The 12465-nt window shown below is 61.8% G+C and carries 11 protein-coding genes; 6 read left to right on the top strand and 5 right to left on the bottom strand.

Features of this window, described 5'->3' with window-relative positions; translation table 11 throughout:
• The first annotated feature begins 11 nt into the window (after positions 1 to 11).
• A complete protein-coding gene (locus tag HNQ65_RS05005) occupies positions 12 to 1403 on the top strand; it encodes a hypothetical protein (RefSeq protein WP_221306032.1) in 1392 nt (463 codons plus the stop codon).
• 227 nt (positions 1404 to 1630) lie between these two features.
• Here the strand turns inward: HNQ65_RS05005 and HNQ65_RS05000 are convergent, their stop codons facing one another.
• On the bottom strand, positions 1631 to 2116 hold the full coding sequence (locus tag HNQ65_RS05000; RefSeq protein WP_184338368.1) for a hypothetical protein: 486 nt from the start codon (positions 2114 to 2116) through the stop codon (positions 1631 to 1633).
• Between the two features lie 495 nt (positions 2117 to 2611).
• Positions 2612 to 3688, bottom strand: coding sequence for a polyamine ABC transporter substrate-binding protein (locus HNQ65_RS04995; RefSeq protein ID WP_184338367.1), 1077 nt, complete (start codon positions 3686 to 3688; stop codon positions 2612 to 2614).
• Between the two features lie 338 nt (positions 3689 to 4026).
• Between HNQ65_RS04995 and HNQ65_RS04990 the strand changes: the two genes are divergently transcribed.
• Both HNQ65_RS04990 and HNQ65_RS04985 read left to right on the top strand, forming a co-directional pair.
• Positions 4027 to 4875 (top strand): LOG family protein, encoded by an 849-nt coding sequence (locus HNQ65_RS04990; protein ID WP_184338366.1) that lies wholly within the window; start codon positions 4027 to 4029, stop codon positions 4873 to 4875.
• Between the two features lie 22 nt (positions 4876 to 4897).
• The gene (locus HNQ65_RS04985) at positions 4898 to 5767 is read left to right on the top strand and encodes an alpha/beta fold hydrolase (protein ID WP_184338365.1); all 870 of its coding nucleotides are present in this window, start codon (positions 4898 to 4900) and stop codon (positions 5765 to 5767) included.
• Between the two features lie 141 nt (positions 5768 to 5908).
• Here HNQ65_RS04985 and HNQ65_RS04980 read toward each other — a convergent pair whose 3' ends face one another.
• From HNQ65_RS04980 to HNQ65_RS04970, 3 genes are read right to left on the bottom strand one after another with little or no spacing between them, the layout of a single operon-like run.
• Entirely contained in the window at positions 5909 to 7585 is a 1677-nt protein-coding gene (locus HNQ65_RS04980) for a KGGVGR-motif variant AAA ATPase (RefSeq protein ID WP_184338364.1), read from the bottom strand.
• A 2-nt stretch (positions 7586 to 7587) separates the two neighbouring features.
• Positions 7588 to 8463 carry a hypothetical protein gene (locus HNQ65_RS04975; RefSeq protein ID WP_184338363.1) on the bottom strand — a complete coding sequence of 292 codons (876 nt, stop codon included), beginning with the start codon at positions 8461 to 8463 and terminating at the stop codon, positions 7588 to 7590.
• A 3-nt stretch (positions 8464 to 8466) separates the two neighbouring features.
• Positions 8467 to 9273 (bottom strand): hypothetical protein, encoded by an 807-nt coding sequence (locus HNQ65_RS04970; RefSeq protein WP_184338362.1) that lies wholly within the window; start codon positions 9271 to 9273, stop codon positions 8467 to 8469.
• Between the two features lie 335 nt (positions 9274 to 9608).
• Here HNQ65_RS04970 and HNQ65_RS04965 point away from each other — a divergent pair, with 335 nt between their 5' ends.
• The 3 genes from HNQ65_RS04965 to HNQ65_RS04955 all read left to right on the top strand — a co-directional run bounded on the left by HNQ65_RS04965 (position 9609) and on the right by HNQ65_RS04955 (position 12443).
• Positions 9609 to 10664 (top strand): acyltransferase family protein, encoded by a 1056-nt coding sequence (locus tag HNQ65_RS04965; protein ID WP_184338361.1) that lies wholly within the window; start codon positions 9609 to 9611, stop codon positions 10662 to 10664.
• Positions 10665 to 11124: 460 nt separating this feature from the next.
• Positions 11125 to 11601, top strand: coding sequence for a hypothetical protein (locus tag HNQ65_RS04960; protein WP_184338360.1), 477 nt, complete (start codon positions 11125 to 11127; stop codon positions 11599 to 11601).
• 143 nt (positions 11602 to 11744) lie between these two features.
• Positions 11745 to 12443 carry a LuxR C-terminal-related transcriptional regulator gene (locus HNQ65_RS04955; protein WP_281382064.1) on the top strand — a complete coding sequence of 233 codons (699 nt, stop codon included), beginning with the start codon at positions 11745 to 11747 and terminating at the stop codon, positions 12441 to 12443.
• Positions 12444 to 12465: the final 22 nt, after the last annotated feature.

The raw sequence follows: 12465 nt of genomic DNA, 5'->3' as shown, positions 1-12465 counted from the left end.
CACAGAGCCATATGGTGATACGCCTCCTGCTCCTCCCTCTCTCGATCTTCTGCATGGCTGCCGCAGCGGCAGCCCTCACACCGCAGGAGGCGGAGGCACGGCTGCGCATGGCCCGGCAGCTGGCGCGGGAGCGCAATGACGCCCGGCTGGTGGAGTCTGTGGAGAAACTGGCGCGTGATTTCAAGGCCGGGCTCCCGGCTGATGCGGAGGAGCAGCTCCGCAAGGCGGAGACGGCCACCGGACTGGACCCCGGTGGCTGGTCCATGGCTGGGCAGCCGCTCTACCATCCCACTCCGGAGATGGAGGCAGCTCTGAAAGCCACCGCGCCCCGGCTCACCACCGCCATGGCTGCGGAGGACGCGCAGGCGGTGCGCCGTGTGACTGCGGAGATGGCGGCCATCCTCGGAGATCAGGCTGGGCTGCCAGACGGGCGCCGCATGGGGTACAAGCCCACCGGGCGCAGCCTCTCCCGCGCCGAGGCGGTGCAGCTCTTTCTCAGCGCCCTGCAGACCCAAGGCCGCACCGTGCGCGCACTCATGGCGGGTGAGATGCTGCCGCACCAGATGCTCCGGATCTATGCCAGCGTGCTGGAAGCCTGCGTGACGATGCATCCGCATGTGGCCACCTGCGCCCCTGAGAAACTGCCGGAGCTCGAAAAGCTGCTGCGTGGTACTGCCAGCGTGCTGCTCAAGCTGCAGCAGCCGCAGGGGCACTTTCCCTTTCCAGACTTGCGCGGCATCAACATCCGCTTTGGGGACATGACGGAAAAGCAGCTGCAAAAGAATGCGATCGAGATCAAAGACGGCTGGATCTTGACGCCAGATCCCGATGGTGGATCCCAGTTTGACACGGGGGTCTGCGGTGTGGCGCTGCTGCGTGCGGGCAGGCTGCTGGCAGATGAGGCCTGCCTGGCCGCCGGCCAGCGCGCCGCGCAGTGGGCTGCCGCTCAAAAGTGCTGCCCCAATTTTAACTACAACGCCTTTTCCGTCTCCCTGCTGGCATGCGCAGGCATGAAGGAGGAGGCCTTGAAAAAATTCCGCATCGGCGTGGCGCCGGGTCAGGCAGCCAACGGCCGGTGGATCGATTCCCACAACGCACGCACGGTCTATCATCTCATCATCCTGCGAGCCCTGGCAGACCTCGGCCCCTCCGAGGAAGTCGATGCCGTGGCCCAGCCTGCCATACGTGCCCTGCTGGATGAATTCGACACCCTGGGCTTCACCGTTGAGGCACTTCCGGAGCTGCAGGCGCTGGCTAGTCAACGCCCTGCCGATGAGCGCCTGAAAAAGGCCGTGCGTGGCATGGCCTCGGTGATCATCGGCAAATGCACCAACGGCACTCGTGTCAAGATGGGCAGCCAGCCGCAACAGCTCGCAGCCTTGGCGACGCTCGATGAGGAGTGATGCCACACACAGCCGAAAACGTGTCTGATCTTTAGACGCCTGCGCACCGGCTGAGAGGGATCGTTCCGATCCCTCACGCGCACGCAACGCCCAGCGCTCCTGCGCTGCCAACAAACCTTGTTTACCGCATCGCCCAGCGCACTCGCGTCATCACCCCACCAATCCGCGAACACACGCCCTGTGTGGGGATCAAGATGCTCGCCCTCCGGCGGCTCGGGCCTTCGCCCTCACGGTGCGCTCCGCCGCAGAAACTCCAGGATGTCTTTCCCCCGGCTGTGTGAATTCAGCTTTTCCAGCAGCGTGTTCAGAGAGAGCTGCAGCGGCAGCAGCTCAAATCGCTCGCTGTCCTGGCGGAGGTACAGCCCGCCGGTCTTGGACAGGCAGTTTTCAGGCCCGCCGGGGTACAGCGCCAGACGGCGGCTGCTGCCGCTGCCATGCACGGCGGTGTGCGGCGTGCCGGGCTCCGACTCGGCTACGACATAAATTAAATCATCGCCCCGGTAGCCGTACGTCACCGTCACCGTTCGCCCCTCGTCGCTTGTGCTCCACACGCCCACTCCCAGCGGCGTGGGGTTCAGGCACACCGCCAGCACCAGCAGGATCAGCGGCCACCACCCGGCCACTCTGCGCCACAGCAGACCGCGCAGCTGCAGGCGTGAGCGCGTGCGGCGGGCTGTCTCTGGAGCTGCCGCAGGTGCGGTGGCGGTGGTCATGGTTGGGTGGTTGAAAAGCGACATGCGGGTTGGAAAAGTCGCGTGCGTATTTTCTAAATCACCGCCTTGGATGTCTAGCTTTTCCACGGCAGGCAGCCTTGCAGGCCGCACAAATCAGCGTTCGATAGGTTCTATGCCGATGATTTCAGCCGCCGAGACAGCGCATAAGCCATCGGGCCATGTCCGATGATCTCCATTTCATCGAAAATCTTGAACCTGAACGCACAAGCCGCCCCATCGCCGCGCCCGGGCTCAGCCACACACTAAGCCCGCTGCCGGGCCCAGTCATGCAGGCGCTGCGGTGTCAGAGAGGGTCGGCACGACTCCACGTGTCATTCCGCGACGACTCCGCCCTCACCGCCCGGCATGACGCAGGCCTTCGAGAGAGTGAAGCATGCGCGATGAAGGAAAGTCTCAAGCGCCCGCAAAACGCCCCTCAAGCCAAGCCGCTTTTTGCGGCGCTGCCACACCTCACTTTCTGGCCGCCACGCAGACTCATCGCGCCGCCTTCACCTGGTCCCACACACGCGTGTACTTGGCCAGGTCGGCACCGAGATCCTGGATGACCTCGCAGCGGTCGCGGACCTCCGGCGCGATGGTGATGGCCGGGTTTTGCAGGAAGGCGGGGCTCACCTTTTCCAGCGCCGGTTTGTTGGGGCAGTAGTAGCCCATCCACTCCATGTTTTGCGCGGCGGTGGCGGGATCGAGCACGAAATTGATAAACGCATGCGCGAGCTCGCGATGGCGTGCGGTCTTTGGAATCACGAGCGCATCGCACCCGATCGTCACGCCCTCGCGCGGGATCAGGATCTGCACCGCAGGGTTTTCCATCTGCACCTGAAACAGATCCCCGCTGTAGCCATGCACCAGCAGAAACTCCGCGGAGTCGATCCCGGATTTGTACCCCTCGTTGTCAAACAGCGCCAGGTTCTTCTTCCAGCGGATGAGCACATCCCGAGCGGCGTTTAGTTGTGCGTCATCGCGTGTGTTGAGGCTGTAGCCGAGGGATTTGAGCGCGGCGCCGATGCTCTCGCGCATGTCGTCCAGCAGCGTCATGCGTCCGGCCAGGGCGCTGCGGTCAAACATGGCCCACGTGGCCTCCGCAGGCGGCAGGCGGCGAGCCTCCAGCTTGTCCGCACGCACTGCGATGGTGGCAAACGCAAACGTGTACGGCACGCTGTGGTGCATGGCAGGATCTGGCACCTTGGCCAGCACGGCGGGGTCAATGTGGGGCAGATTGGGGATGAGCCGGTGGTCCAGCGCGGAGAGCATGCCCTGCGCGTGCATGATCTGGATCATGTACGCCGTGGGGATGACGAGGTCATATCCCGTGGCTCCGGCCTTGAACTTGGCGTACATGCTCTCATTCGACTCAAAGGTGTCCACCACCACGCGGCAGTGGTGCTGCTGCTCAAACTGCCGCAGCACCTCCGGGCTGATGTAGTCCGCCCAGTTGTAAAGGTGCAGCACCGGCGTCTCCGCATGCCCATGCAGGCCGAGCCCCGCCAGCCCCAGCAGCACGAGCACGGCGCGGCGCAGCAGCGGCAGCAGGGTTCGGTGTTTCCAGTTCATGACAGGTGCAGGGCAGGGGAGCGGAGAGAGCCCCGTACCCTGCCGCGCATCACGCCCCCGCCCAAGGGGAAACTTTTTCAAAATCGGCGCGGCTCAATGCGCACGCGACCCACGCTGCCCCGCCGCAGCCCACCCTCGGGCGGGCTGGGATCTTCCCAATCCCTCAGGCACGTGCGTTACTCTTCACAGCGTCATCCGGTTTCAATAAATCGTAATAAAAAACCACAAATGCGTGTGAACAAAAGAGGCGCGATGTGCTTCCAATCATCATAACCAAGTCGATCAACCAACCACTGACCGATCCTATTCCCGAAACCTCTCAACCCAACCAACCCGTTATGCCTGCTCCAACCCTTCTCGACCGGGAGCCTGAACCTGGCACCTCGCTCTCAGGCGCTCCTGCCACTCCCAAAACCACTGTGGCCGCCATCCATGCAGACGAGCAGTTTTGCAGCACGCTGGTGGACCGCGCCCTGCTCAGCGGGCCGAACCGCCGCCTGAAGGACCTGCAGCTGCTCTTCAGCGTGGCAAAGGATTTCATGCAGGGCTTTCGCGCGCTGCACTTTGTGGGCCCGTGCATCACCGTCTTTGGCTCGGCGCGCTTTGCGGAAGACCACCCCTACTACAAGCTGGCGCGGGACATGGGCGCGGCGCTGGCGCGCATGGGCTTCACCGTGATGACCGGCGGCGGCCCCGGCATCATGGAAGCGGCGAATCGTGGCGCGAAAGATGCTGGTGGGCGCAGCGTGGGCTGCAACATCCGCCTTCCCTTTGAGCAGAGCCACAATCCCTACCTGGACCGGTGGGTGACGATGGATCACTTCTTTGTGCGCAAGACCCTGCTCATCAAATACAGCTACGGCTTCATCATCATGCCCGGCGGCTTTGGCACGATGGATGAGATGTTTGAGGCGCTGACGCTGATCCAGACGCGCAAGATCAAGAACTTCCCCATCGTGATCATGGGCACCGATTTCTGGCCGGAGATGCGGCAGTTCATGGAGCACATGCTGCGCGGCGCCACCATCAGCCCGGAGGACATGGACCTCATCAAATGGACCGACAGTGTGGACGAGGCGGTGGCGCATCTGCAGGAAAAGGCGGTGACGCAGTTTGGCCTGCGCCGCGACCGCGTGCCTGAGTGCAATCCGCTGCTGGGTGAAAAGGCGCTTGAAGGTGTGTGCTGATACAACTAACACCCAAGCGCGCATGTCAGAACACGTCTTCACACTCTCCAACGGCCTCAAGCTGGGCTACAGCGAGTACGGGGATCCACGTGGAGAGGTGGCGTTTTACTTTCATGGGTGGCCGTCCTCCCACGTGCAGGGCAGCCTCTTTGACGAGCCCGCCAAAAAGCACGGCATGCGCCTCATCTGCCCGGACAGGCCGGGCATCGGCCTCTCGGATTTTCAGCCCAAGCGCAAGCTCGCCGACTGGAGCACCACGCTGCAGGAGCTGGCCGCGCATGTGGGCGCGGACAACTACCACGTGATCGGCTGGTCCGGCGGCGGGCCCTATGTGCTGCTGACGGCGCTGAAGCTGCCGAAGAGGCTGCTCTCCGCCACGATCATCTGCGGTGCGCCGCCGCTGAAGTTTCTCGGCGACCGCCAGATGTTCTGGCTCTACCGTTTCATGATCCAGCTGCGGCGCTTTTTCCCCACGCTGCTGGGGCTGGTGCTGCGCCTGGGTGGCGTGGCCGCCAAGGGCAGCCCGGAGAAGGCTCCGCTCTGCTGGCTCATGCGCCTGCTGGGCCCGGAGGACCGCCGCGTGCTGCTGCAGCCGGGCATCTTTGACGTGGTGCGCGCCGCCACCCTGGGCGCGCTGGACCGCGGCCCGCGCCATGTCATCGCGGATGCCGACATTTACCTCACCGAATGGGGCTTTGAGGTCAGCCAGATCAATTTCCCCATCCGCTTCTGGCATGGGAAAGAGGACCGCAACATCGCCTGGACGTATACGAAGCAGATCTCCGAGCTGATCCCCCAGGCCGAGACCCGCTGGACCGAGATCGACGGCCACTACTCCCTGCCCATCACGCACGCCGAGAAGATCATCCTGGCCGCGCTGCAGAAGGAATAGGCGGGGGGGCTGCCAAGGCTACCCCAAGGCATCGGGGTCTCCCGACCCCGTGCGGATGGGGGGCGAATGCGGGCAGACGCTGCGCAGAGTGCAGCCTTGTTGTCTTCTCCATCTTGGAGCAGATACCTCACCGTCTGCGACTCAGAAGTGTCCGTTTTTCCAGACCTCAAAGTCTGCCAGTGTGTCCACTGTGGCCTTAGCCGAAACCACCTCTGCCAGCGCAGCAATGAAATCAGGATGCGGATGCCCGGACTCGCGAGCCACTCGCACATTTTCTTCCAAGTGCCAGCCTTCGGAGTTACCGCCTGCCTCCAGGAGGGTTTTCAACTTTCCAAGGGCATCAGGATGTCTTTCCCACAAGTGAGCGCAGGCATAGAAAAGCAGCTCAGATTGGAGATTTAGTTTTGGGGGATTTTGCTCCCAGGCTTTGGCTAGCATTATCGCCCCATCTTCAAGGCGTTTTTGGATGAATAGCAGCTTCGCATAGTTGCCCAAAGTGTCGGCATCCGTTGAGTTAGCCTCCAGAGCGCGCTTGTAAAAGACCTCCGCTGTGTCGTGATCTTTGCGCACATCGGTCAGTAAGCTCGCATAGTTGCCCAAGTTGTTGGCATCTTTTGGGTCTGCTTCCAATGCACGTTCATAAAATAAACCTGCATCGTCCATGTTCTTTTTATGAAGACGATATGCCAAAATGCCGACAGCCCAAGAATCAGCAGGTAGCGTCGCCGCTAGATATTGGCGGAGTTCACCTGCCTCGGGGCTCAGGCAGAGATTCATCAATTTGTTGGTGACCAAGCCTTCCACAGCCGTCTCTCCGTCGTCCAGCTTTTGCAGCTTCTTCAACAGAAGGATCACCAGATCGAGCCGTTTCTCATCCGCTACTTTAATGATCTCTTTTCGCAACGATGCGGCAGTCAGGCCGAGCATGCCGCTGACGGCGAGCTCAATGGCTACGTAGGCCTCGTACAAATAACCACGGCTGCGGCGGAAGATGTGGGGCTCTTCGGTGAGGGCGAGACGCGGATGGTAGGGGATCTGCAGGAAAGGCTTCAAGGGTTCTTCCCACGCCTCGGACAGAGCTGCCGCGATTTCACCCTCCCGCTTTTCCACCAGTTCATCTTCGCCATTGGGTACGGGGCTGAGGATGACCTGCAGGCTTTTAGGCTTGCCGCCGGCCATGCGCAGGGAGCGCAGAAACTCCTCGGTGCCTTCCTGATTCTGCCGGTTGAAGCCCATGACGACCACGAGGTGGTCTCCGAGATCGCGTGTACAAATGCCGGACTCGTCTGAAAAGCCGGTGCGGCTGTCGATGAAGACAAAGTCAAACATTCCCGAGGATGCGATGACGTGCTTGAACGCGGCGATGAGGGGCTGGCCGCGCCCTTCGCGGTAGAGCTGCCCCAGCGCCAGGGCATCGAGACGCTCCTGATAGTGGCCATCAAAACTGCCTGCGGGCATGATCCTGAGCAGCCCGTCCTCGCTCACGCGGATGCCGTCGGGAATGGTGTAAGGATACGAATACTTTTCGACGACAGCCTGAGGTGACAGGGCAAACAGGTCTGCCTCCATGCCACGGGTACAGGCATCGCTGAGGAGGTCTACAAAGCCGGGGAGAGTCTGCTCCATGAGCTTGGCTTCATGGCGCATGAGGTAGGAGATGCCGGGGGCTTCGAGGTCCATGTCCAGCGCGAGGACACGAAAGCCACGCCCAGCCATGATGCCTGCCACATTGATGAGAGACATGCTGCGCCCCACGCCACCTTTGAAAGAGTAAAAGGTGATGAAGGCCGCGCTGCTTGGCTGGGTGGGGTCAGGCATGGTCAGGCTGCACTGAGCAAAGTTTGTGGCGTTTGCTGCAAGAGACGCGCAGAGGCAGGACGGGGGGCATAGATCGGCCCACCTCTCTGAGCGAAGAATGAAGCCAAAGCAGTATCGAGCAACGGCCTGGAAAAGGAAGTCGTGGCCGCAGGCCTGCTCTCCACGACGGCAGGATTTTCATCCACCCAATCCTGGAGGGCTAGCTGGATCTGCGGCTGACAGGAAGACAGGAATTGTCTGGCAGTTTCCACCATCTTGGACACCTCGTTCGGGTTAAGCAGCTTGGCATGCTGCTTGAGAATAATGTAGAGGGAGTCGGCGACGGATTGCTGGTCTGGCAGGGACGGTAGTACGCACATGGCAGGCTTATACCCATGCCCCAGCAGACCAGAGACGGCAATGAGGCTCATTGCGCCGGGCAGCCTAGCTGCCAGGGATTTCCAGAACTCCAGCGGAAGCGCTGCCCGAAGATCCAGCAGGGTGAAGAGGATGGACTTGACCTGGCTCTGCGGCAGAGCTGACAGGACAGCATGGTTGGCTGCCAGCGTGTAGAGATCTGTGACGAGATCGGTGAGATTCAGCCCTTTGGCCAGACGCAGGAGAGCGGCAACGTAGGCGTCGTCGGCTTCATCCTGCGGCTGCCTGACATAGCGCCGCACCAGCACGCGGCAGGCCTCGCACAAGTCCCGCCTCGTAATCTCCGTGAGGCTCCGCTCCAGGCGCAGAATGGGGTCTTCGGGAGACTCCCCTGGCACGATCATGGGCAACGGCTCCTGAGCATGCAGGGCGCGCGCCATCCATTCAAGCACAGCCTCGAAGGATTTGCCTTCGAGGTGCTTGAGACCGAGATTGGCCAGTTCTGGTACGGACGCGCTCATGGGTTATACAGCCAAATAAAGCGGAAATGTCAGGGTGTCGCCATTGATTTCACGATGAACCATCTCCGGCACGGGGGCGAGCCCAAGAGGATTGGGGGGAAGGGGCTCGGTGAGGCCGTGGTGTGCGGCAGCATCAGGATTGGGGCGGAACCAGCAGTAGCTTCCAGCTTCGCCAATGGTAGGTCGGTGCAGAGGATTGGGCGCTCCGGTGCCGACAGACTGGTAGGTGATGAGGATGAGAGTCTCTGTTTCGGGGCACTCTCCCAAGCCCAAGGCCGTGCGGACGGCGTCAGTCGTTTTGGGAATGTGATCAAACGGGCTTTGCGTGGTGTGTGTGGCGTCAAAGGCTGCCCACATGACATACCGGCCCAGGCGTGCTTGCTGCAGGATTCGGGTCTCACGTGGTGTTGGCATTCCAGAGGCCAGGTGGATATCCCGCAACATCTGTTCGCACATGTCTGGCGTCAGAGTGATCGAAGGAGATTCGCTGATGATCTTGGCATAACCGCCGATGGGAACCGCCCTGCCCAGGTGCGTAGGAAGCGGTGGCGGCATGGCTGCGCCTCTGAACTGGTTTCTACGGCATGCATTGACCCAGCCAGACTCGGGAGAGACGGTGACACCAGCCAGCTCCGTGGCGAAATCCGTGAGCAGGGCGGTGAAATCAGCAAGCTGGAGCGCCACCTCTGCCCGGATGTTTGCAGCCACGCGGCGCCATTTGGGACAGGGGCCGGTATCCCAGGCGGACAGCTGCGTCTCCACAGCCGTTTTGTGGGCTGCAGTCAGTGAATCGAGCGCGGCAGTAAACATAGTCTGTCAGAAGCACCACTCGGGGGAAGAGCAGCACTGGATAAATGATGCAAGAAACGCCCTCAGAACAATTGCCAATTTAACTTTTTACCTAAAACAATCAAAACAAAGACAGAGGGGATAAAGCATGCCTCTGTTCGGTGTCACTTTTACTGCACTTTTAACGAAGCGGTCTTATTCTCAATGCGGCACATCCATGTAGCCACACGCCGCCGCTGGCTGCGGTGTTGCAGTGGTTGTTTCCGGTGCGGGCAGTGATGCTGGGCTTGGCTGACAAGATTTGGTTGCGGCTTTTTTCGATTTATGATTTTCTCGATTTTTTCGCCTCCCTCTTTGTGCCTTCTGACATTTCCTCCAACCGAATCGGCAAGCTGGATGCCCTGCGTGGTGCGGCGGCGCTGATGGTTTTTCTGGCGCACTGTCCGCCCGGTTTCATGGAGAATGTCTGGTGGCTGCAGCCGCTGCGGGATGGCTACGGGGCGGTGCTGATCTTTTTCCTGCTTAGCGGCCATGTGCTGGCGCTGCAGCTGGAGGGCAGGCAGCCGCCGGGCTATGCGGGCTTTTTGACACGGCGCGTCTTCCGCATCTGGCCGGCGTATGCCGTGGTGCTGGTGCTGACCTTTGCGGGACTGTACTGGACCCAGACACCCGTGAAAGGCGGCATGCCGGGTGCCGTGGCCCGGGTGCCGGGCTGGCAGGATCTGGTGGAAAATGGTCTCTTTCTGGGAGATCCCGACGCGATCAATTCCCCGGCGTGGTCGCTGTATGTGGAGATGCGGCTGTCGGTGGTCTTTCCGCTGCTGCTGCTGGGCACGCGGCGGCTGGGGTTGATGGGGTCTCTGGTGGCGGGCACCGTCTTCTCCGTGGCGGCCACACGGCTGGTGCATGTGCCGCTGCCGGGCTTTCTGCTGTCTCTGGCGGAGGCGTCCCGCTATGTGGTGCTGTTTATGGCCGGTGCCGTGCTGGCGCGTCCGCAAAATGCGGTGGAGCAGCTCTACCACAAGCTACCATTCAGTGCCAGGGCCGCGGCGCTGGCTGCGGCGGTGGCCATGATCGGCTGCAAGTTTCATCCGCTGCTTGTGGGCATTCCGTATGTCAACTACGTGGGCTGGGTGGGATATGGCGTGCTGTTTGTCTTCTGCCTGTACTCGGGGCGCGTGGGGAGGCTGCTGCACTGCAGGCCGCTGCTGTTCCTGGGTCATGTCTCCTACGGGCTGTATCTGCTGCACACACCGCTGATCCTGCTGTTGGAGTCCCACCTGCCGCCCGGGTGGAGGCCCCTGGTGGTGCTGGCTGCCAGCGTTCTGGGCGGCTGGCTGCTGCTGCGCTGGGTGGAGGAGCCCTGCATGGCCCTGGGCCGCAGGCTCAGCAAGGCAAGGCGCGTCGGCTGACCAGCATCAGGCTGCAGCAGCGCACCGATGAACGACGTGGCGCAGGAGCTGCGCGGCCATGGGGCTCGCATGCGCGAAGAGAGCTTTCTTCAAACACGGCGCGCACTCTCCTGCGGAGCTCTTTGCTGGGAGCGCCGATGTCCTCATCGGCTCCGGGTGTGCGGCCACATGGCTCGCATCCGCGAAGAGGGCTTTCTTCAAACACGGCGCGCACTCCGTGGCGGAGCTCTTTGCTGGGAGCGCCGATGTCCTCATCGGCTCTGGGCGTGCGGCCACATGGCTTGCATCCGCGAAGAGGGCTTTCTGCGAACGCGGCGCGCACTCCACGGCGGGGCTTCCCTGCGCCTGCACTCATGATTCACCCTGAGTGATCCCACGCCATTTCAGCAGGCGTGAGTTAACCCAAAATGAACTTCATTCGCGGTTCAAAGCACCCGCGCATGCAGCTTATGATGCGCCAATGCTGGAACAGCAAGAAATTGACAAAGAGACGATTAAAATCCCGAAGTACCCGCGCAAGGGCTGGATCGGCGTGGACTTGGACGGCACGCTGGCACGCACGGACACCACCCTGCACCCGCTGCAGATCGGGCCTGCGGTGCTGCCGATGCTCAAGCGCGTGCGCTACTGGGTCAAGACCGGGCGCACGGTGAAAATCTTCACCGCCCGCGCCGGAGATCCTGGCAGCGAAAGAATGATCCACCAGTGGTGCGAGCGTCATGGCCTGCCCAGGCTGGAGATCACCAACCGCAAGGACCATCAAATGATCGCGCTGTGGGATGACCGCGCCGTGGGCGTGCTGCGCAATGCAGGCGTGCCGGTGGTGCCGCTGCCGATGGGCTTATGGCAGATCGTGCGGCTGCGCCTCTCCCAGATGCTGGGAGGCAGCGCGCTGGTGCAGCATGAGTGCTGCCGGCAAAGCCTGGAGCAGGGCTAGGCGCTGCGCTGCACGGGCGCCACCACGTGCCTTCGTTGTGTTAACCCATCAGTCCACTTTATTCAGGCACTGGATTCGGGCAAGGAAGCAGCGGTGACGGGCGCGCCCCCGTCTAGAGAAGGCAATTAATCAATACGATAGCGATGACTCCCAAAAGCGTTCTGTTCGTGGATTCCCATATCATGTTCCGGGAAATTATGATCCCATTGCTGGAGCGGGAGTTTCCAGGTTACACCTTCATCACGGCCTCCAGCATCAAAGAAGCCACGCCGCTGCTCGAGCACCATGCCTTTGATCTTTTGATCACCGACATCTCCGGTCTGGAGAGCCCGTGGCTTTCGATGATCCTCCAGGCACGGGATCAATCCCCCGGCACCAAGGCCATCATCCTGACGTCTGAGATGAGCTCTTTCTGGGTGCACCGCGCCATCCGGGAGGGCGTGCTGGGCATCGTCACCAAGACCTGCCCTGTGAGCGAGCTGGTCTGCGCCATCCATTCAGTCGTGGAGGGGGGGAAGCATCTCTCGCCGGAGATTGCGCAGAAGTTCATGCAGCACATCAGCTACTCGCAGATAGGCAATCCCATGAACCTGCTCAGCCCCCGGGAGCTGGAGATTTTTGTGCAGATTGGCCATGGGCGGCGCCTGAAGTCGATCGCCAAGGAGCTGGGCCTTTCGCCCTGCACTGTCGCGGTGCACAAGCACAACATCGCCCGCAAGACAGGCATCATCACCAGCGCGAACATTGCACGCTACTGCCTGGAGCATGGCATGCTGGGGCTGAAGCCTGAGCAGACTCTGCTCAGGAGCCCCACGGCAGAGCCCGAGGCCGCAGCCGCGTAGGCTCGCAGCCGCGCTGCCTGCG

The organism is Prosthecobacter vanneervenii (genome assembly GCF_014203095.1).
GTDB lineage: Bacteria > Verrucomicrobiota > Verrucomicrobiia > Verrucomicrobiales > Verrucomicrobiaceae > Prosthecobacter > Prosthecobacter vanneervenii.
This window is presented reverse-complemented; position numbering and strand designations above follow the sequence as displayed.